General features: G+C 52.4%; 17 protein-coding genes. 12 read left to right on the top strand and 5 right to left on the bottom strand.

Annotated features, from left to right (window positions below; genetic code table 11):
• Positions 1 to 151: 151 nt before the first annotated feature.
• Together BGK46_RS07675 and BGK46_RS07670 are read right to left on the bottom strand one after the other, a co-directional pair.
• The gene (locus BGK46_RS07675; RefSeq protein ID WP_069588189.1) at positions 152 to 1,105 is read right to left on the bottom strand and encodes an acetyltransferase; all 954 of its coding nucleotides are present in this window, start codon (positions 1,103 to 1,105) and stop codon (positions 152 to 154) included.
• 65 nt (positions 1,106 to 1,170) lie between these two features.
• Complete coding sequence (locus tag BGK46_RS07670) at positions 1,171 to 1,872, bottom strand: LuxR C-terminal-related transcriptional regulator (RefSeq protein ID WP_069588187.1); 702 nt, start codon at positions 1,870 to 1,872, stop codon at positions 1,171 to 1,173.
• A gap of 285 nt (positions 1,873 to 2,157) precedes the next feature.
• On the opposite strand from BGK46_RS07670, the gene BGK46_RS07665 reads away from it, so the two are divergent.
• The gene (locus BGK46_RS07665; RefSeq protein ID WP_069588185.1) at positions 2,158 to 2,700 is read left to right on the top strand and encodes a single-stranded DNA-binding protein; all 543 of its coding nucleotides are present in this window, start codon (positions 2,158 to 2,160) and stop codon (positions 2,698 to 2,700) included.
• 63 nt (positions 2,701 to 2,763) lie between these two features.
• Here BGK46_RS07665 and BGK46_RS07660 read toward each other — a convergent pair whose 3' ends face one another.
• Together BGK46_RS07660 and BGK46_RS07655 are read right to left on the bottom strand one after the other, a co-directional pair.
• Positions 2,764 to 3,921, bottom strand: a complete 1,158-nt coding sequence (locus BGK46_RS07660) for an alpha-hydroxy acid oxidase (protein ID WP_069588183.1) — start codon at positions 3,919 to 3,921, stop codon at positions 2,764 to 2,766.
• A gap of 147 nt (positions 3,922 to 4,068) precedes the next feature.
• A complete protein-coding gene (locus tag BGK46_RS07655) occupies positions 4,069 to 4,956 on the bottom strand; it encodes a LysR family transcriptional regulator (RefSeq protein WP_069588182.1) in 888 nt (295 codons plus the stop codon).
• A 121-nt stretch (positions 4,957 to 5,077) separates the two neighbouring features.
• On the opposite strand from BGK46_RS07655, the gene csrD reads away from it, so the two are divergent.
• The 10 genes from csrD (at position 5,078) to tldD (ending at position 18,502) form a co-directional block, all read left to right on the top strand.
• Entirely contained in the window at positions 5,078 to 7,057 is a 1,980-nt protein-coding gene (gene csrD / locus BGK46_RS07650; protein ID WP_069588180.1) for an RNase E specificity factor CsrD, read from the top strand.
• Between the two features lie 17 nt (positions 7,058 to 7,074).
• Positions 7,075 to 7,563, top strand: a complete 489-nt coding sequence (locus BGK46_RS07645) for a hypothetical protein (protein ID WP_136588387.1) — start codon at positions 7,075 to 7,077, stop codon at positions 7,561 to 7,563.
• 184 nt (positions 7,564 to 7,747) lie between these two features.
• Entirely contained in the window at positions 7,748 to 8,791 is a 1,044-nt protein-coding gene (locus BGK46_RS07640; RefSeq protein WP_069588176.1) for a rod shape-determining protein, read from the top strand.
• Between the two features lie 33 nt (positions 8,792 to 8,824).
• Positions 8,825 to 9,733, top strand: a complete 909-nt coding sequence (mreC, locus tag BGK46_RS07635; RefSeq protein WP_069588174.1) for a rod shape-determining protein MreC — start codon at positions 8,825 to 8,827, stop codon at positions 9,731 to 9,733.
• Positions 9,733 to 10,221, top strand: a complete 489-nt coding sequence (gene mreD / locus BGK46_RS07630; protein ID WP_069588172.1) for a rod shape-determining protein MreD — start codon at positions 9,733 to 9,735, stop codon at positions 10,219 to 10,221. The genes mreC and mreD overlap by 1 nt, the downstream gene beginning before the upstream one ends.
• Positions 10,222 to 10,230: 9 nt before the next feature.
• Entirely contained in the window at positions 10,231 to 10,797 is a 567-nt protein-coding gene (locus tag BGK46_RS07625; RefSeq protein WP_069588170.1) for a Maf family protein, read from the top strand.
• A 38-nt stretch (positions 10,798 to 10,835) separates the two neighbouring features.
• Positions 10,836 to 12,305 carry a ribonuclease G gene (rng, locus tag BGK46_RS07620; protein ID WP_069588168.1) on the top strand — a complete coding sequence of 490 codons (1,470 nt, stop codon included), beginning with the start codon at positions 10,836 to 10,838 and terminating at the stop codon, positions 12,303 to 12,305.
• A 3-nt stretch (positions 12,306 to 12,308) separates the two neighbouring features.
• Complete coding sequence (locus BGK46_RS07615) at positions 12,309 to 16,166, top strand: YhdP family protein (protein ID WP_069588166.1); 3,858 nt, start codon at positions 12,309 to 12,311, stop codon at positions 16,164 to 16,166.
• Positions 16,167 to 16,168: 2 nt separating this feature from the next.
• Entirely contained in the window at positions 16,169 to 16,987 is an 819-nt protein-coding gene (locus tag BGK46_RS07610; RefSeq protein ID WP_069588162.1) for a carbon-nitrogen hydrolase family protein, read from the top strand.
• 66 nt (positions 16,988 to 17,053) lie between these two features.
• Positions 17,054 to 18,502, top strand: coding sequence for a metalloprotease TldD (gene tldD / locus BGK46_RS07605; RefSeq protein ID WP_069588160.1), 1,449 nt, complete (start codon positions 17,054 to 17,056; stop codon positions 18,500 to 18,502).
• A 35-nt stretch (positions 18,503 to 18,537) separates the two neighbouring features.
• On the opposite strand, the gene yjgA is transcribed toward tldD, so the two are convergent.
• The gene (gene yjgA, locus BGK46_RS07600; RefSeq protein ID WP_069588156.1) at positions 18,538 to 19,065 is read right to left on the bottom strand and encodes a ribosome biogenesis factor YjgA; all 528 of its coding nucleotides are present in this window, start codon (positions 19,063 to 19,065) and stop codon (positions 18,538 to 18,540) included.
• A gap of 128 nt (positions 19,066 to 19,193) precedes the next feature.
• On the opposite strand from yjgA, the gene pmbA reads away from it, so the two are divergent.
• Positions 19,194 to 20,534: a metalloprotease PmbA gene (gene pmbA / locus BGK46_RS07595; RefSeq protein WP_069588153.1), complete on the top strand. Its 1,341-nt coding sequence runs from the start codon at positions 19,194 to 19,196 to the stop codon at positions 20,532 to 20,534.
• Positions 20,535 to 20,559 lie beyond the last annotated feature (25 nt).

The following is a 20,559-nucleotide window of genomic DNA, read 5'->3' as shown; positions in this document are numbered from 1 at the left end:
CGACGCGCAGGGAAGCAAGCCGCGATCGCTCCAGTATAGCGAAACGCACGCCCTCACTCATCGCTCACCCAGACTCTGACGACATGAATATGCGTTAGTTCACACTCTTCACCCATGCTCACGCGAGACAGAGATAAGAGGCTGAGCAAACTTACGGGTAGTGGCGACTGAAAGCCGATACAAAGTCGGATAGCTTTGTTTGTGGCAAGGCATTGATTCCAGCCGCGCCTTCTCGTCCTCCGCCAGTGGCAAATTGTTGTGCGAGAGCCACTGCGCCTAGGGGACGGTTTAAGGGGGCGCGAATGCTAACCATCCAGTCTCCATCCGGTGTTGGCGTTAATACCGCGTGAGCTTTATCGGGCGATTGGTTGGCAAGCTGATTGCCGAACATGCCGCTGATACGCCGCGCCCAAGGCGCATTGGGTAGTAGATAGACGGCACCACCGGCATAGTCATACTCGGCAGTCAGTTGTTCTGCATGAGCACGATCGGTTTGGTATCCCTCCGCGAGCGCCATCACGATATCTGGATAGGCTTGCATAAAGTCGTCAGGCGTTTCAAATCCGGCCATGTGGCGATAAAGCACCGCAGGCGGCATGAGTAGATCATCCAAACTGGCACCATAACTGTTGTAGTTTAGATACACCCCTAAACGCTGTAGGCGGTCGCGCGTGGCGGCATCGATCTCGCTTTGCTTCACTAGGGCGTCAGCACTGCGGTGCAGGTTGTCACCATAAGCGCCCACGAGCGCCCAATGACGATATTGGCCACCGAGTAGGGCGTCAATAATCAGTGCGGTACAGGTATTCGATGCAGTATGAATGTGCGCATCCAATAACGGCGAGGTCGGAAGCGGCCCACTGTCATGATGGTCTGCATAAAAAACGCTGGCTCCCGCCTGCAATAAGGCCTCTAAGGCAGGACGGTTTTTGGCCATCGAGATATCAAACACATTGACCTGTTCGCTCTCAACTGGGACGTGTTGCAACAACGCAATATCCCGCTTCACACCAGTGATAAGGGTGGTGTTTTGAGGATAAGCGAGGCGCCACTGTAACAGTGCGGTTAGCCCGTCGGCATCGCCATTAAAAACATCAAAGGCCATTTGCGACTTCCTTATTGCAAAAACGGCGCGAGTGCGCCGTTGGGATCGGGAGGATGTATTCGCGATTAATCATCGTAACTGTCAGGACCGAGTTCGAGCCCGACCGATCCGATTAACGATAAGTTGTTTTTCGCCCAAAAAACAGCTTGTACGCGATTTTTTACATTTATCTTTTTGAAAACATTATACAAATGCGATTTAACCGTGTGCTCGCTGACCGCAAGCGCATTGGCAATATCTTGATTCGATGCGCCAGTGACCAGATGCCGTAAGATTTCTTGCTCACGGTTGGTGAGCACGATGGCTTGTTCATCGATAGTTTGCTGATAATGCTGTTGATAGTAGTGAATCAGCGCCGCCATTTTGTGGCGGGGGAGCCAATATTCTCCCGAGAACATCTTCTCAACGCCGTAGCACAGATGGCTTAGTTCATCGTCTTTCTTAAATACCCCTTTAATAAAGGGCCAGCTTGCCAATTCCTTCGCGGTAAGATCATGGGCATTGAGGAGAGCAAACACATGCTGATCGGCATACGGTGTGAGTGCATGTTTAAGACGCTCGGTGGCGGTGTCGTCGAAGGCACTTAAATCAATCAGGACTAACCCAGAACGCTCGGTAAGCTTTTCGTGAATCGTATCTGGACTCACGAGTTCAACGGTGCCGCGGATTTCTTTTTCTAAACACGCGATCAATGCAGAGACAGACATGCTGGGCTGAGAGATGAGAAGCAGTGTGTAAGAATCGGACGTGGTTTCTGCCTTGCTCATAAAGTTCCTACTTATCTGACGTAAAGCGTGCTCACCGATGTGCGTATTATTGCATAATTCAGCGCAGAGAGGCGCTCACGCGGGGACTTTATTCAGTCTAAACTATTTTTGTTGTCTACGTATATGTAAGCGTATGACCATTCTTAGGTTCGTAGCGTGAATGCAGAATCTGGAACCAGATCGCGTGGAAAAGCATCGAACCTCTTGGGCGCTCGTGCTAGACTTCGTGTTTATTTATCCAGTAGGCGAAAATGTTTTCGCGTGTAACAAGAGTGGGAGTCACCTATGGCCAGCCGTGGCATAAACAAAGTCATCTTGATTGGTAATTTGGGCAATGATCCGGAAATCCGTTATCTCCCGAACGGTGGTGCAGTGGCGAACTTAAGCCTAGCGACCTCGGAGTCATGGCGCGACAAGAGCACTGGCGAGATGCGTGAAAAAACCGAATGGCACCGCGTGGTTCTGTTTGGTAAGACCGCAGAAGTGGCTGGCGAGTATTTGCGTAAGGGCTCGCAAGTTTATATTGAAGGGCAGCTGCAAACGCGCAAATGGCAAGATCAAAGTGGTCAAGACCGCTACTCAACAGAAGTCGTGGTGCAAGGCTTTAACGGCAGCATGCAAATGCTTGGTGGCCGTGCCGGACCAGGTCAAGGTCAGCCAATGCAGCAGTCGCAGCAACAAGGTGGGTGGGGCCAGCCTCAACAGCCACAAAACAACTTCAACCAGCAGCCGCCTCAGCAGCAAGCCGCGCCGCAATCTCAGCCACAATCGCAACCTCAGCAGCAGTACAACGATCTGCCTGACTTTGACGACGATATTCCGTTCTAAAAAACGGTTTACTCGAAAAGCGATAAGCCCCGTTGTGACGGGGCTTTTCTTTATCTGATGAACTTAAACGCCGGGGCCGGCTTTGAGGAAATGTGGCAGTTGTGTCGGTGTTGGACACTTTAGCTGCCCCATGACTTGCGTCATTTGTTGTTTGAGCATTTCAATCGCGTGCTCGCCTCCATGATGCCCCACGGCGCCGCACGCATAAACAAAGGTACGGCCCAGTAAGGTAAAGTCGGCTCCCATGGCCATGGCCTGCGCAACGTTGCCACCGCTTTGTACGCCGCTGTCTAGCAACAGCTTAATTTTATCCCCATAGGCCTTGTCGATAGCGCGAATGGTATCGAGCGGCGATTCGCCGATATCTAACTGACGACCTCCATGGTTGGATAGCACTACCCCATCAGCACCTAGGGCGACGGCCTGAGCGACGTCTTCAGGATTGACCAGTCCTTTGAGAATCAAGGGGCCATCCCAGTTGTCACGGATCACTTTCAGGCTTTCAAAATCCACTGCACCCATCACGGTATTGTTCATAAAGTTTGCCAACTCGCTGGTGGGCATGTTCTTCGGCATGTAGGGTTTGAGGGTTTGCATTTCCGGAACCCCCGCCAGCAAGGTATGCCAACACCAGCTTGGACATTGCATCATTTGTGCAATATTGCGTAAGTTCATTTTGGGTGGCATGGCTAAGCCGTTCTTGATGTCGCGAGGGCGATAACCAAAGGTTGGTACATCGACGGTGACAAGGAGAACCTTGTAGCCTGCACGCTTAATGCGGCCCATCAGATCTTCGCGGATCTTGGCATCGGTTGGGTTATAGAGCTGATACCATGCCGTGCCCTCAGAAATGTCGGCAATGGTTTCAAGACTTGCCGACGACACGGTACTAAGTACGTAGGGCACATTGGCTTCCAGTGCGGCTTTGGCAAGGATTTCAGGCGCTTTAGGCCACATCAAGCCTTGTAAGCCAACAGGCGCAATGCCAAAGGGCGCGGCATAGCGGTGGCCGAAGAGCTCAACGGATAAATCAATGTCAGGGGTGGGAGCCAAGAGATCAGACTGTAGCTTGACGTCTTTAAAGCGATCAAAATTATGAGCGAGACCGATTTCGTCGTGGCATCCACCACATAAATAATCAAAGGCAAAGGCGGGAATACGCTTTTTGGCCGCACGTTTGAGTGCCGGTGTGTCGGGATATTTAGGATTGTAGTAAGACATGGATCTCGCGTCCGTTTTGTGAGGTGAGTAAAGACCCTTACCTTAGCGCGGCAGTTGTTATCGATATATAGACAAAAAATAAAATACTTTTTCCAAAATCGCGCAAAGCCGCGCATGCGCTATCGCTTTTTAAGCCGTGACATTCCCTCAGATATACAAGTTCTTAACTTTTTGCTTGATAAAATCGATAAATAATTTGGTCTTGGTATGGTTGTAGTCCAACTTTGGATAGTAGGCATAGGCAGATGTGCGGGGCTGTTTCAGGGTTGGCAAAACGGGGACCAGTAACCCTTGATCGAGCTCTTTTTGGACGGTGCCCGCGCCGCCAAGAATGATCCCCATCCCGATCACAGCCGCACTCACCAGCGCTTCGGGATTGGGAGAGACAAAGTTGCCGGATAACTGCAAGCGCGTTCCGTCTTCAAAAACACGTTCTTGAGGTTGGTGTGAATTGCTATATAGCAGAACGTTGTGTTCGGTCAGTTGCGTGGGTGAGGTGATCGGCGCGTGACGTGCGAGGTAACTGGGAGCGGCGAAAAAGCCGGGCTGAAAATCAAACAGCTTGGCGGCGATGTAGCTGGCTGAGTTGAAGTAGTCGAGCTCACGGCTGATCACCACATCTAAATTCAGATCGGGCAATTGGCCGGGAGTTAGCGTGGTCAACTCGACTTTGATTTTCGGATAGATCTCAAGAAACTCAGCAATAAAGTTGACCAAGAAGCGGTTCCCTGTCACCAATGGCGCACCGATACGCAGGATGCCACTGACTTCGCCAAACGTGGATGCGGTCTCGCTGACCAGCTGTTGCCAATCATCCACCCACGCTTTGGCGCGTTGATAAAACAGATCGCCAGCATCGGTCATCGATAGGCTTCGGGTGGTGCGTTTTAACAGCTGCACGCCCAGCTGGCTCTCAAGCCAGCTTAACCGCTTTGACAGTGCAGAACTTGAGGTGTGTAACTTGGTGGCGGCTTGTGCCAAAGAGCCTTGTTCAACCACACAGATAAAGCTTTGCGTGCAGGTAATCCAGTCCATGAAACCTCTTAATAGTGAAAAAGGTGATAACCAATCGTCAGACAAGCATTCACATTATGATAACCAAGCCTGATAATACCGATTACTCGACCATCAAGGCGACCTGAATCAGCAGAGAATCATGGAAAGAACAGCCAACGCCCTCAAAGTTAGCGGCATGAAGCTTACCAATCGATTAGTGGCGTTTGTCACCCTGATTGTGGTGTGTGCCATTTTTGTCTTATTTATCGGTGGGGCAATTAGCTTTCGTCAATTAGGTATCGATTTTATCTCACACTATGTGGATGGCATGGTGGAAGTGATCGATCAGGAAATGGCCACCGAGCAACGGGACAACCAGTATTTTTCTCGTTGGCTGCCTAAAATGCTCAAGGCGAGTGATGTCACTTCGCTGACTATCTACTCCGATGCGGGCATCCTTTATCAGTACGAACAAATTCATTATCAAGCCCCGACCACGCAACAAGCGATTACCCGAGACATTCCGCTGGCCAACAATCCCGGCTTTGCTGTGAAGCTGACTTTTGTGCCCCCTTATGCAGAGTTTGCCTACTCCATTGGGCCACTGTCGTCACTTTCCGCGGCTATTTTGGTGATTGTGCTGGGCTTGGCGTGGGGGATCCAATGGTTACGCCGCCAGCTTTATGGCAGTGAGGTCTTGGAGCAGCGAGGGCGCTTAATCTTAGCTGGCAGGCTTGACGAAGCGCAGCATGGCGATGCTCACGAGTGGCCGATTCCTGCCAGTGCTGCATTGACGCAATTAATTGAGGAATTGAAAGAAGCCCGCCAAGAGCGAAGTCGCTTTGATACCTTTATTCGCACCAATACTTTCCTTGATCAGCTGACTGGGGCGGCGAACCGGGTCATGTTTGATAACCGGTTGCACACGTTAGCCAGCGATGATGCGAGCCAAGGCAGCTTGATTTTAGTGCGTGTCGCCGATTGGGAAGACTTGCTTGAACAGCAGGGTCAAGAAGGCGCTGATGCGCTGATTCAAGGCATGGGCAGTGTGTTATCGAATGCGATCCAACGTTTTCCTGATGCGGTACTGGCTCGCTACTTTGCCTCGGATTTTGCCATTCTGTTGGTTAACCAAGCTGGGGAAGAAGTCCATCCCTTTTTGTCTCAACTTACCAACGCACTTAACAAGCTTAGCCCGCCAGATACGCTGGATGCCGACAACTGGTTCCATATGGGAATGACCTCATTTGGGGCGGGAGAGCGTCGAGGTCGTTTGATGGATGAAGCCGAGCGTGCGCTGCGAGCGGCCCAACTGGAAGGGCATAGTGGCTGGTCGCAATTTGACAAAGACATTCGCCGCTTAGACAAACGCGGCAGTGTGCGCTGGCGTACGCTGTTGGAATCGGTGATGGCGGGGGAGGGACCGATGCTGTATCGCCAACCTGTCTATGCGCGGGATGGCAAAACCCGTCTTCACTATGAACTTTTAGGTCGGATAAAAGACGAAAATGGCAAGGTGTTAAAAGCCTCTCGATTCTGGCCTGGGGTCGAGTTGGTCGGTATGGATGTGGTGTTTGATAAAGCGACGGTGAGCCGTGCGCTGTGGTGGTTAAAAACCGCTGATCATATCGACAATTATGCTATAAATGTAAGTGTTCACTCACTTTGCCAACGCGAATTTGTGATTTGGTTGCGTGATGCGTTATTGCAAACACCCCGAAGTATCCTCAATCGTTTGTTGGTGGAAGTGTCTGAAGGTGCCTTAGTAGCGCAATTTGACGCGGCGCGCCCTTGTTTGAGAATGATAGCCGCGTTAGGGTGCCGACTCGTGGTCGACCAAGCTGGTCGAACAGTAGTGAGCACTCACTATGTAAAAGATATTCAGCCAGCGTATATCAAGTTACATCGTAGCTTAGTGCGTAATATTCATCAGCGCCCTGAAAACCAATTGTACTTACGCAGTATGCTGGGGGCGTGTGAAGCCACTACCACCGACGTCTTGGCAGTAGGTGTGGAAACGGATCTAGAGTGGCAGGTGGTCAAAGAGCTTGGCGTCGTGGGGGGACAAGGGCGCTTACTCGGTGCGGAAATGTCGCCTCATCCTGCGCAAAAGAAACGCCGCCGCTGGGGGAAACGATGACAACAGAGGAGAATCAAGTGAATCGTAAGCAACAGGCAGGGCGAACATGGCTCGAATTTATTCTTCTGTTGTGTACCTTAGGTTTGCTTGTGGTTGTTGCGGTGCCCAAATTCTATGATTATGAGGCGGACGCGAACGTAACGGCGTTAAAAGGGCTAAAAAGCGCCATTGATAATGTGATGGTACAGACCTATGAACAAGCGCAAGCCTCGAATATCGCGGATCAGCCTCGCGGAACGTTGACGGTCGAAGGCGTCACCATTGATGTGCAGTTTGGGTATCCTGTAGCCAATGACTTACCGCAATTGATTGGTGTGCTTAAAGAAGAAGAGCGCTGGCTGCCCAAGCCGCATGACAGCCAAGCCGGCGTCGATTACGTGTGGGTGTATCATGATAATCCCGCACCGTCTTGTTACCTCAGTTACTATGAAGCAACACCGACACAGCATGCGAAGACCGAATTAGTCATCCGTCCCTCTTGCCAAGAGGCACCGATGTCGCAATAGCAAAGTGGACAAAATAGGAAGCTGGCATGTTTTTCGATGAAAAAATCATCAAAATGACAGCGCAATGAAAAAAAACTCAGATCTCATTCAGGTTTACAGCGCCGTATCTTGCCGCTTACCGTGCGCGTTGATACATTTAGCTCAATTTGTCTGATTTCACAGCTTGCAGGATTAACCGACCATCATGTTTAAGAAACTTCGCGGGATGTTTTCCAACGATCTATCGATTGACTTGGGAACCGCCAATACGCTGATTTACGTAAAAGGCCAAGGCATTGTTCTTGATGAGCCTTCTGTTGTTGCCATTCGCCAAGACAGAGCGGGCTCGCCAAAAAGTGTGGCTGCTGTGGGTCACGACGCCAAACAAATGCTGGGTCGTACGCCTGGAAACATTGCGGCCATTCGCCCGATGAAAGATGGTGTGATTGCCGACTTTTACGTGACTGAGAAAATGCTGCAGCACTTTATCAAATCGGTACACGATCACAGCTATATGCGCCCAAGCCCGCGTGTGCTGGTCGCTGTTCCTTGTGGTTCGACCCAAGTTGAACGCCGTGCGATTCGTGAGTCAGCACTCGGTGCGGGTGCTCGTGAAGTGTATTTGATTGACGAGCCAATGGCGGCGGCGATCGGTGCAGGCCTGCCGGTCTCAGAAGCCACAGGTTCGATGGTGATCGATATCGGCGGTGGTACCACTGAAGTGGCTGTGATCTCGCTAAATGGTGTGGTGTACTCCTCATCGGTGCGTATCGGTGGTGACCGTTTTGACGAATCCATCATCAACTACGTGCGCCGTAACTACGGTAGCTTGATTGGTGAAGCGACGGCAGAGCGCATCAAGCACGAAATTGGCTCGGCGTATCCGGGCGATGAAGTGCGTGAGATTGAAGTGCGTGGTCGTAACCTCGCTGAAGGGGTGCCGCGTAGCTTTACCCTGAACTCGAATGAAATTCTTGAAGCGCTGCAAGAGCCGCTGACCGGAATTGTTTCAGCCGTGATGGTCGCGCTAGAACAATGTCCACCTGAGCTAGCGTCTGACATCTCTGAGCGCGGTATGGTGATCACAGGCGGTGGTGCGCTGCTGCGTGATTTGGACCGTTTGCTGACGGAAGAAACCGGCATCCCTGTGGTGGTGGCAGAAGATCCATTGACCTGCGTGGCACGCGGTGGCGGTAAAGCGCTTGAAATGATTGACATGCACGGCGGCGACCTCTTTAGCGAAGACTAAGGTGATCGTGCCAACAAACAGGTTGTTTTCATCATGAAACCTATGTTTGGCAGAGGCCCGTCTCTGCAACTACGCCTGTTTTTCGCTCTCTTACTATCAGTCAGCCTTATGCTGGCTGATAGTCGTCTTGACGCCTTTGCTGGCGTTCGCTATTTCCTCAATACACTGGTTGCACCGCTGCAATATGCGTCGAACGTTCCAAGGGACACGCTAGATGCGTTGGTGACGCAGTTTCAATCTCACCGGCGTCTAGTGGCCGAAAATGAGGCGCTGCGTACGCAAGTATTGCGCCTTGAAAGTGATCAGTTGTTGTTAGCGCAAACAGAGCGCGAAAACCAACGCTTACGGGAGTTACTCGGCTCGCCGTTTGTTCGCGATGAGCGAAAAATGGTCGCTGAGGTTATGGCGGTCGACTCCGACCCCTATAAACATCAAGTGATGCTGGATAAAGGGCGCACCAATGGTGTTTACGAAGGCCAACCGGTGATCAATGAGCACGGTGTGGTGGGGCAAATTGCCTATGTGGGCGCGCACAACAGTCGGGTGCTGTTATTAACCGATCCTACCCACGCAATTCCTGTTCAGGTAATGCGCAATGACATTCGAGTGATTGCCTCCGGACGGGGTTCGACAGCGTACATCGGCTTGGACAACATTCCGAGCAGTACCGATATTAAGGTCGGTGACAAGCTGGTCACGTCGGGGTTGGGCGGCGTTTTTCCGGAAGGTTATCCGGTGGGCACGGTGACGGAGTTTTCGTTTGATAACAAACGGCCATTTGCTCAGGTCAAGGCAACGCCGGCGGTGAAATTTGATCGCCTACGGTATTTGCTGTTGGTGTGGCCGACGCCTGAGCAAGCGGATCCCGAGCAAGACAGCGAACAAGCAGGCTCTCAACCCGAGGATGCCGTGGCATCTAACGAAAAAGGAGAGTCGCAATAGTGGCAAATTCAATATTTCGCGGTCATCTGGTGATTTGGCTGACTTTTATTGCTGCACTTATCTTACAAGCAGCGCCTTGGCCTGGCGAACTCGCGCCTTTTCGACCATCGTGGGTGTTGCTGGTGACCTTCTACTGGGTGTTGGCTTTGCCGCACCGGGTCAATGTTGGCACGGCACTCGTGCTGGGCTTGCTGTGGGACCTGATGTTAGGGTCAACATTAGGGGTGCGCGGTTTAATGATGGCGATCTTGGTCTATCTTGTCGCGCTCAACTTTCAACTTTTGCGCAACATGTCTTACTGGCAACAAGCGTTGCTACTGTCGCTGTTAACCCTCGCGGGAAAGTTGATCGAGTTCTGGGCGGAGTACCTCGTCTCTGACGTACAGTTTAATCCAGAGCAGCTCTGGGCAGGTGTGCTTAACTTTATACTGTGGCCTTGGCTTTTCTTACTGCTCCGCCGGGTGCGTCGTCGTTTTGCAATTCGTTAGAGGGATTTCATGAGCATTGATTTATATCTGGCGTCAGGCTCACCGCGACGCCAAGCGTTGTTGACCGATATGGGCATCAACTTTTCGCGGGTAGTGGTAGATGTTGAAGAACAGCAAAAAGCCGGTGAATCCCCTTATGCTTATGTGTCTCGTTTATCACAAGACAAAGCACGTGCGGGAGTCGCAAAGACCGGTGGTCATTTACCCGTATTAGGCGCCGATACGATCGTCGTCGATGGCGAGCAGGTACTGGAAAAACCGCGCGATGAAGCGGATGGGGCACGTATGCTCAAACAGCTATCTGGCCGTGAGCATCAAGTGATGACGGCGGTGACCGTTGCCAATGCGATGAAGCAAGTGACCACTGTGGTAACAACACGGGTGTGGTTTCGTGAGTTGACCGATGACGATATTCGCGCGTACTGGCAATCGAAAGAACCTATGGATAAAGCGGGCGGCTACGCCATTCAAGGCCTTGGCGGCAAGTTTGTTACCCGTATCGACGGCAGTTATCACGCGGTCGTTGGTTTGCCATTGTATGAAACCGAGCAGCTGCTCAAGCAATTTATGGCCTGAACAACCGTCAGGCCCATTTTTGAGATGTCGGGGAAACCATGAGTGCGGAACTGTTAATCAATGTCACACCTAGCGAAACGCGGGTGGCGATGATCGAAGGTGGCAACCTTCAAGAAATCCATATTGAGCGAGAAGCGAAGCGCGGCATCGTAGGCAATATCTACAAAGGGAAAGTGAGTCGTGTCTTGCCTGGGATGCAGGCAGCCTTTGTCGATATTGGCTTAGATAAAGCGGCTTTTTTGCACGCCTCGGATATCGTGCCGCACACTGAGTGTGTCTCTGAGAATGAGAAGCAGCAATTTCAAGTGCGCGATATTTCTGAATTGGTACGCCAAGGACAAGACATTGTGGTTCAGGTGGTCAAAGACCCCTTGGGCACCAAAGGCGCTCGTCTGACCACGGACATCACTCTGCCGTCGCGGTATCTGGTCTTTATGCCGGGCGCGTCGCATGTTGGCGTGTCACAGCGTATCGAAAGTGAAGAGGAGCGCAGTCGCTTAAAACGTATTGTCAGTGACTATTGCGATGAGCTGGGCGGCTTTATTATCCGCACCGCGGCTGAAGGCGCGACGGATAAAGAAATGGCGCAAGATGCAGCGTTTCTAAAACGGTTGTGGAAGAAGGTCTTAGAGCGGCGCGCACGGTATAAATCAAAATCCATGCTCTATGGCGAGTTGGCATTAGCGCAGCGCATTGTGCGTGACTTTGTTGGCACCGAGCTGGATTTGATTCGGGTCGATTCTCGCCAAGCATATGATACGTTGGAAGAATTCACCTCAGAGTTTGTCCCTGAACTTGCCGGCAAGCTTGCTTACTACGATGGTCAGCAACCGATTTTTGATATGTACGACACCGAAAACGAAATCCAGCGCTCGCTGGAACGTAAGGTGGAGTTGAAGTCGGGGGGCTATTTGATCATTGATCAAACCGAGGCCATGACCACCATTGATATCAATACCGGGGCCTTTGTTGGGCGCCGTAACCTTGATGAGACTATCTTTAATACTAATGTTGAAGCAACACGGGCTATTGCTCGTCAACTGCGTCTGCGTAATTTGGGCGGTATTATTATCATCGATTTTATCGATATGAGTACCGACGAACACCGCCGCCGCGTGTTGCACTCGCTGGAACAAGCGTTAAGTCATGATCGGGTAAAAACCAACATTAATGGCTTTACCCAGCTCGGCTTAGTGGAAATGACCCGCAAACGCACGCGCGAAAGTATTGAACATGTGCTGTGTGGCGAGTGTCCAACGTGTGAAGGCCGAGGCTCGGTGAAAACGGTAGAAACCGTCTGCTATGAAGTGCTAAGAGAAATCACTCGGGTGAACCGTGCCTATGATGCCGACAAATTTGTGGTATATGCCTCGCCTGCTGTGGTGGAAGCTTTGGTAGAAGAGGACTCCCACTTAGTCGCAGAGCTTGAAGTTTTTATTGGCAAGCAAGTAAAGGTGAAATCCGAGCCTTTGTATACCCAAGAGCAGTTTGACGTAGTAATGATGTAATCCATGACCTGGGCCGCGAAAATTGGACGCTGGTTGCTAGCTGGCGTCGTGAGTCTTATTCTGTTAACCGCCGTCTTTATTGGCGGTTTGCGCTTTTTATTGCCCAACGTGGATATGGTGCGTGAGCCGCTACGACAATGGGTTAGCGAGCAAACGGGCTTTAGCGCGCGTCTTGGGACCATTGCTGGCCAATGGCGCAACCTTACGCCGTCATTGCAACTCAATCATGTCGCCTTGACTACCAGTGATAACAGCCCGCCGTTACTGACCGCAAACCACATTGATCTACAACTGGATGTCTTTGCGAGCTTATCTCGCCGTCAACCGGTGTTTTCCCATGTTACTCTCGATGGGCTGACCTTTAACAGTGGTCAACTGCCCGATAAAAGAGATAGCACTGGGGTGCGTGAGCGCCTTGAAGATTTGTTTTTAGCTCGCCTTGGCCAGTTCTCTGTCACCAACGCCCGTCTTGTTCTTGTCACACCTTCATTGGCGGCGCAGACGCTTAATATCGATAATTTGTTGTGGCGTAATCAAAATGGTCAGCATCATGCGCAAGGCACCATTGGGATTGCGGGGACAGAGCTAGAAAAAATTCGCGTCAATGCGGCCTTTACCGAGACCGACGGGTTGGACTCGCTCAGTGGTGATTTTTATCTGGCTAGCGAAAACATGGATTTGGCACCGTGGCTGATGAAGCGCTTCACGCCGTCAGTGACGATTGACAATGCGCGCTTAGATGCCAATGCATGGCTGCGGGTTGAGAAAGGCCAAGTGGCGAATGCCTTGCTGGGTGTCGATACCTTGGCTTTGACGTGGCGCGATCAGCAAGGGGCCTCGCAGCAATGGGCGATCAAAGACAGCCGCGTGCAACTGCAGGCAAGAGAGGATCAGCAATGGCGTGTGGATAGCGATGGGGTTTGGGTTCAGCAAGGGGATACCACGCTGCCTGCGCTCAATCAGCTATCTTGGCAAGGAAACGTGTCCAACTGGCAGCTGAATGCCCGTCACATTGATATCGCGGCATTACGTCCGTTAGTTGGATTGTTGAGCCAATCTGACCGTCAGCATCAACTGATAGACGTCCTTTCACCGACCGGTATGGTGGACACGCTGGCAATGAGTCAGTCCCCTGATGCGCCGCTGCGCTATCAAGCCTCTTTCTCTGACATTCGCGCCAATCAATGGGGCTATTTCCCGGCCTTTGAGGGGTTAAATGTCACCGTGTCCGGTAAGGGACATCAAGGCAAGGCGACCTTAGCATTAGGGCAACAATCACTCCCCTATGGTGATTTTTTTCAAGCGCCGTTACCGCTTGAGCATGGGGAGGTGACGGTGCAATGGGCGGATCGTGGCGATACTTTGACGGTTTGGAGTGATGCGATTGCCCTCCAAGCGGCAGACTTGGCGGCGCGCGGCGCGTTTCGCTTAGACATTCCTGCACAAGGTTCACCGTTTCTGGCGCTCTATGCTAACGCCGATGTGCACGATGCAGGCCAAACGTGGCGCTATTTACCCATCCGTGCGATGCCAGATTCACTCACCGATTACCTCTCTCGTGCGATTCAAGGCGGGCAGGCGCAAGGCAGTGACATTTTATGGTTTGGCGCGTTAAATGCGTTTCCCTACCGTCAACATGACGGTGTCTTCCAAGCGCGAGTGCCGCTGCGTCAAGGCGCATTCAGTTTTAATACCGCATGGCCTACTCTGACCGAATTGGATGCTGAGCTCTTGTTTGAAAACGCACGGCTAACCATTCAGGGCGATCATGTACGTCTTGGCGATGCGATCAGCCGTCAGGTTCGCGCCGATATCGCGGATATGGAGGCGCCGGATAGCACATTAACCCTGGCGGCAGATTTATCCGCCACCGGGGATGCGGTCCGTCGTTATATGTTGGCGACCCCACTCGTCGACTCAGTGGGCGCGGCGTTGACGCATGTTCAAGTTAAGGGATTGGTAGATGCCAATTTAGCGCTCGATATCCCTCTCGACGGCAGTCAGCCGCACGCCACAGGTGAAGTGCGCTTTGCGGGGAACCAAGTGCTGATTCAGGCACCGTCCATGCAACTGGATAATGTCGTAGGTAGGCTGCGCTTTGACGATGATACTATCCGCACTCGGGCGCTGACGGCCCAATGGCTGGGCCAGCCCATCAAGGTCGATTTTGACGGACAAACCGATGCGGCAGGTTATCAGCTGGATCTTAATCTGGATGCGGACTGGGACGTCGCCCCTTTGCTGGCTCAACTGTCGTTACCGCTCGAGGATTATCTTGCTGGTGGTGCCCGTTGGCAGGCGACCTTGGGCCTGACGCTGCATGACATCGGTTTTGACTACCAACTGGGTGTTGATATCGACACCACGCCTTTGCAGTCAACATTGCCCGCGCCACTGGCTAAACCGCGTTGGTCAACCGGTAGCGCCTCGCTGGCGGCAACGGGCAACAGCGAAGGGCTACAAGGGCGAATTCAGTTACCGGCGGTTAGCTATCAAGCGCGTATTAATACCCAAGGCGATCGTCCCGTGATCACGGCAAGCCAATGGTATGTGGGCGAACAGCCCACCTCACTCTTGGCGACGCAAGGGCATCGGTTGGATATTGACTTGGCACAGCTAGATATAATGCCGTGGCGTGACCTATGGCGTGACGTGACGCCGCAATGGCCACAAGGGCAAAGTGATTTTCCGACCTTACCAGTGCCCACTAAAGTGAACGCACGCATCGCTCGCTTAGATGCCGACAAACTGAGGTTTAATCAAGTGTCTCTTGCTGTGCGCAAAAAGCCACAAGGATGGGACGCCTTACTCGGTAGCAATGAGCTTAGCGGCCGCGCCCAGTGGCCGACGGGAGGACGCTTAGCGATCGATGTCGATCATTGGCATATCAATATGATCGCCGATACCGCCGAAAACGATCCTAATGCGCCCCTGTTCGCACCGGTGGACAGCCGAGCCTCTGTCGCTGACAAGGCGCTATTGGCGGCGGTGCCATCCACCGATATATTGATCAAAGATTTATGGCTACAAGGCTATCGACTTGGGCGAGTTTCTGCATCACTCGACAAGCAAGAAGAAGGCATAGACTTAACCTCATTGACTATCGAGAGCGGTCAAAACCAAGCGGCGGTAAGCGGCAGTTGGTTAATCGATGAGGATCAGCGTAATCAAACGTCGCTCTCCATACAGTTAAATGGCGATAGCACGTCGGATTTAATGGGGCGCTTTGGGGTCAGCGGTGGGATCCAAGATGCGCGTTTTACCTCGCAAGCGGATATCTCTTATGGGGGACTGCCGTGGCAAGCGGATATCACGAGTTTAAATGGTGAAGTCCGTGCCGATATCCAAGATGGTTACATCAGTGGCGTCGGGGGAGCGGGCAAATTGCTGGGCTTATTTAGCTTGGATTCTATTCTACGCAAAATCCAACTCGACTTTTCTGGCGTATTCGAAGATGGACTGGCGTTTGATGACATTACGGGCCGTGCGGTGATCACAAATGGCGTGGTCGTGACCGATAATATCCGCATGGATGGATTAGCAGGTGATATGGTTATCAGAGGTATCGCTAACTTGGTCAGCAACCAAGTCAACGCGGATGTGCGCTTTACGCCAGATATTACCTCTGGGATCCCTGTGCTCAGCGCGTTTGCTGTTACGCCACAAACGGCGCTCTACGTATTGGCCGTCACCACGGCGATTTCGCCGGTTGTGGATGTCTTTACACAGGTTCGCTATCAAGTCACAGGGCCGATTGGTACGCCTGATATTCGGGAAATCTCCCGTAATCAAGAGGCGCTAACCTTGCCCGCCGATGCCACGGAAAGATTGCGCCAACAGGCAGAACAAGCCAAGGAGTGAGCATGATGAAAGTCGGCATCATCCAGATGAATTCGGGCGCCGATCCGGTGCAGAACATGGACGTACTGCAAACCAGTTTGCAGCGGTTGCATCAACAAGGCGTCAAACTGGCACTGACGCCAGAAAATGCCTTGGTATTTGGTGACAAACAAGATTACCAACGGCATGCCGAGCCGTTAGGACATGGCCCTATCCAGCGCCAACTGGCAGAAATGGCGCACCAGTTCGATATCTGGCTGGTGGTGGGGGCCTTTCCGATCCAAAACGACAATGGCCGTTTGAGTAGCGCAAGCTTGGTGTTCGACAATGCCGGACATTTGCGAGGTAGCTACGATAAGCTCCATATGTTTGATGTGGAAGTGGCGGATGCCCATGGACGTTATCGGGAGTCGGACTACTTTCAAGCTGGTGATCAACTTGCCACCGTGGACACGCCATTTGGTTGCTTGGGGTTAAGTATCTGTTATGACCTGCGTTTTGCGCCGCTCTATCATGCGTTGCGCGCGCAAGGCGCCGATATTTTAACTGTGCCGGCGGCGTTCACGCGCGTCACGGGACAGGCGCACTGGGAGGCATTGCTGCGCGCCCGCGCGATTGAAACCCAATGCTGGGTGATTGCTGCCGGGCAGTGTGGCGAGCACAGTAAAGGCCGTCAAACGTGGGGGCATTCGATGATTATCGACCCTTGGGGGCAAGTGGTCGCGTCACTAGGGGACGACCCCGGTGTGACGTGGGCGGAGCTTGATCTGAGCATCGGTGAATCCATTCGCCGTAAAATGCCGGTGCTCGACCACGCTCGGTTGCAAACCCAATTGAAATAGCGCACCCTCGGCGCATCATCTTTTTATCTTTGGCTAGCATAAATAGCCTCAACCAAGAGTAAGCGAATGAGTCTGGAACAGGTCGAAGAAACCTTATTGCGCCCTGCGGGGATCAGTGAGTCGCATCTCCAAGAGACACTGGCTCACCTGAGTGGTCGTCAAATTGACTACGGCGACGTTTTTTTCCAATCAACGTGGCACGAGTCGCTCGTCTTGGAAGATAGCATCATCAAAGACGGCTCGTTCAATATCGATCGAGGTGTAGGTGTACGCGCTATCACGGGTGAGAAAACCGGGTTTGCCTACTCGGACCAACTTAACGCTGATGCCTTGATGCAAAGTGCGACCGCCGCACGCGGGATTGCACCCAAAAGTGGGCAGGGTCAAGTCAGTGCCTTTCGCACGGTTCGAGGTGGTCAATACTATGGCCCGCTTGATCCGCTCGGTAGCCTAACCCGCGAGCAAAAAATCGCATTGCTGAAAGAAATCGACAGCTACATTCGTGCTAAAGAGCCGCGAGTGAAAGAAGTCAGTGCCAGTATTAATGGCTTGTACGAGCAAGTATTGATTGCCGCCACGGATGGAACCTATGCCGCGGATATTCGCCCTCTAGTCCGTTTATCTGTGTCTGTGCTCGTTGAGCAGGATGGACGCCGTGAGCGGGGAAGTGCCGGCGGCGGTGGCCGTTATGGTTACGAGGTGTTCTTGCAAGAGCAAGACGGAAAAAGCACGGCGCTACAGTTTGCTGATGAAGCGATTCGTTTAGCGCTGGTGAACTTGCGTGCAGAAGGCGCCCCTGCTGGCACCATGCCTGTGGTGTTAGGCGCGGGTTGGCCGGGCGTACTATTGCATGAAGCGGTCGGGCATGGCTTGGAGGGCGATTTCAACCGTAAAGAATCGTCTGTCTTCACCGGCAGCCTCGGTGAGCAAGTGACCTCACCGCTTTGCACCATTGTTGATGATGGCACGATGGCGGACCGTCGCGGCTCGCTCAATATCGATGATGAAGGCGTGCCGGGCCAATATAACGTCCTGATCGAAAATGGGGTGCTTAAAGGCTATATGCAAGATAAGCACAACGCGAGCTTGATGGGAGTGGCACCGACCGGAAACGGCCGTCGCGAATCTTACGCGCATTTACCCATGCCTCGTATGACCAATACCTACATGCTGGGTGGCGACAGTACGCCGAGTGATATTATTGCTAGTGTTGAGCACGGTTTGTATGCGCCGAACTTCGGTGGCGGACAAGTGGATATTACCTCGGGTAAATTTGTGTTCTCGACCTCTGAAGCCTATTTAATTGAGAACGGAAAAGTTACCACGCCTGTGAAAGGGGCCACTTTGATTGGCAGTGGTATTGAGGCGATGCAACAAGTGTCGATGGTGGGTAATGATCTCGCGATTGACCGAGGCGTCGGCGTCTGCGGTAAGGCAGGGCAAAGTGTGCCGGTTGGCGTGGGTCAGCCAACGCTGAAACTTGATGCCATGACAGTGGGTGGCACGGAGTCATAAACAAACACGCCAGTGGAGAACACTGGCGTGAGGTTTTACAGGCTTTGGTCGTAAAAGCCTTTAATGTATTGGAAGATCTCGCGATAGGCCTTGGGCGGCTTGTTTTGTTGTCGCTCTTTTTTAGCCTGACGGGCAAGCTGGCGTAAGCGTTGGCGGTCGGCCTCTGGATACTGCAACATCACATCGTTGATAGCGTCGTCGCCTTCATCGACAACACGGTCGCGCAGCTTTTCGAGCTTATGCAGCTCAGCACTCTGTTGCGCGTGCTTGTTTTGTAGCTTATCCAGCGCCGCTTGAATCGGCTCAGGGTCGCGAGAGCGCATGAGCTTGCCGACATATTGCAATTGGCGACGACGTGCTTCGTTTTTTAAGCGTTGTGCGTCAACAATGGCGGTGTATAAGTCGTCGTCGAGTGGAAACTTTTCCAACACGGCAGGCTTGAGCTTAACCAGCGCTTCGCCAAGCTCTTGCAGGGCGAGCATATCGCGCTTCATCTCGGATTTACTCACCCAGATGATTTCTTCCTCTTCCTCCCAAGGAGCAGGTTTATTTTTACGGCCCATGTTCAACCTCAATGAGAATGTGCAATGACACTTATGTTAACAAGAAACGCGCACAAACGCGGGCTTTTTTGTCACCGGCTCGCGTGGCCCCGTATTCCAAATTCGAATTTTAATCAGAAAGGTCAACTATGAGTGTAAAACAGCAGGTCGCGGAGCAAGAGCAACACCTACGCCAAGCCGTCAGCCGTGCGTTGGACATGGCCGCGCAACGCAGTGATGCCGCAGAGGTAGCGATCACCAAAAGCACAGGGATCAGCGTCACGTCACGCATGGGTGAAGTGGAGAACGTAGAGTTTAATCGCGATGGTGCCTTGGGAGTGACTGTCTACTGCGATCAGCGCAAAGGTAGCGCATCCACGACAGATCTGTCCGAGCGTGCGATTGCCAAAACGGTCGAAGCCGCGTTGGAAATTGCCAGCTATACCTCACCGGATCCCTTTGGTGGCCCAGCACCAAAACACTTAATGGCCTTTGAGTATCCCGATCTTGATCTGTTTTACCCTGACGAGCCAGAGCCCGATGCTGCAGCCGCATTAGCCATTGAGGCGGAACAAGCTGCGTTAGGTTATGACTCGCGGATCAAATTCAGTGATGGAGCCAGTTACGACAGCCATTACGGAGTCCGTGTGTATGGCAATAGCCACGGCATGCTAGGCAGTTATGCCTCCAGCCGTCAGGCGCTAAGCTGCTCGGTGATCGCGGAGAGTGCCAATGGCATGGAGCGCGATATGAGCTACACGGTTGCGCGCGATAAAGCCGATTTATGGACCCCAACCTCAGTCGGTATCGAAGCGGCAAAACACGCGGTAGCGCGCTTAGACCCACGTAGCCTGGCTACGTGTGAAGTCCCCGTGATGTTTGATGCCAGTGTGGCGACCGGCCTGTTTGGTCATCTGGTGATGGCGATCAGTGGCTCTGCGTTATATCGCAAATCATCCTTTTTACTGGATAAAAAGGATGAACAAATCTTCCCTAACTGGCTCACGATCAATGAGTTACCCCACGTACTTAAAGGGTCGGCCAGCTCGCCGTTTGATAGCGAAGGGGTCAAGACCCAAGACAGACGCATCGTGGAACAAGGGGTATTAAAAACCTATCTAGCGACCAGCTACGCGGCTCGCAAGCTCGATATGGAGCCCACTGGCCACGCTGGCGGTATCCATAACTGGTATGTCAGTCACACCGGCCAAGATGCTGATGCCATGCTGAAAACCTTGGGCACCGGTCTGTTGGTGACTGAGTTAATGGGGCAGGGGGTGAATCCGGTCACTGGCGATTATTCGCGCGGCGCTGCGGGTTTTTGGGTGGAAAACGGTGAAATCCAATATCCAGTCAGCGGCATTACCATCGCGGGGAATTTAAACCAGATGTTCGCCAATATTGTTGCTATCGGCACAGATATTGAGACGCGCAGCCAAATTCAAACCGGCTCAATCATTATTGATGCAATGAAAGTGGCTGGCGAATAATACCCATCACTTCTTCCCTTAGGGC

Source organism: Salinivibrio sp. SS2 (assembly GCF_001722075.1).
GTDB classification, from domain to species: domain Bacteria; phylum Pseudomonadota; class Gammaproteobacteria; order Enterobacterales; family Vibrionaceae; genus Salinivibrio; species Salinivibrio proteolyticus.
This window is presented reverse-complemented; position numbering and strand designations above follow the sequence as displayed.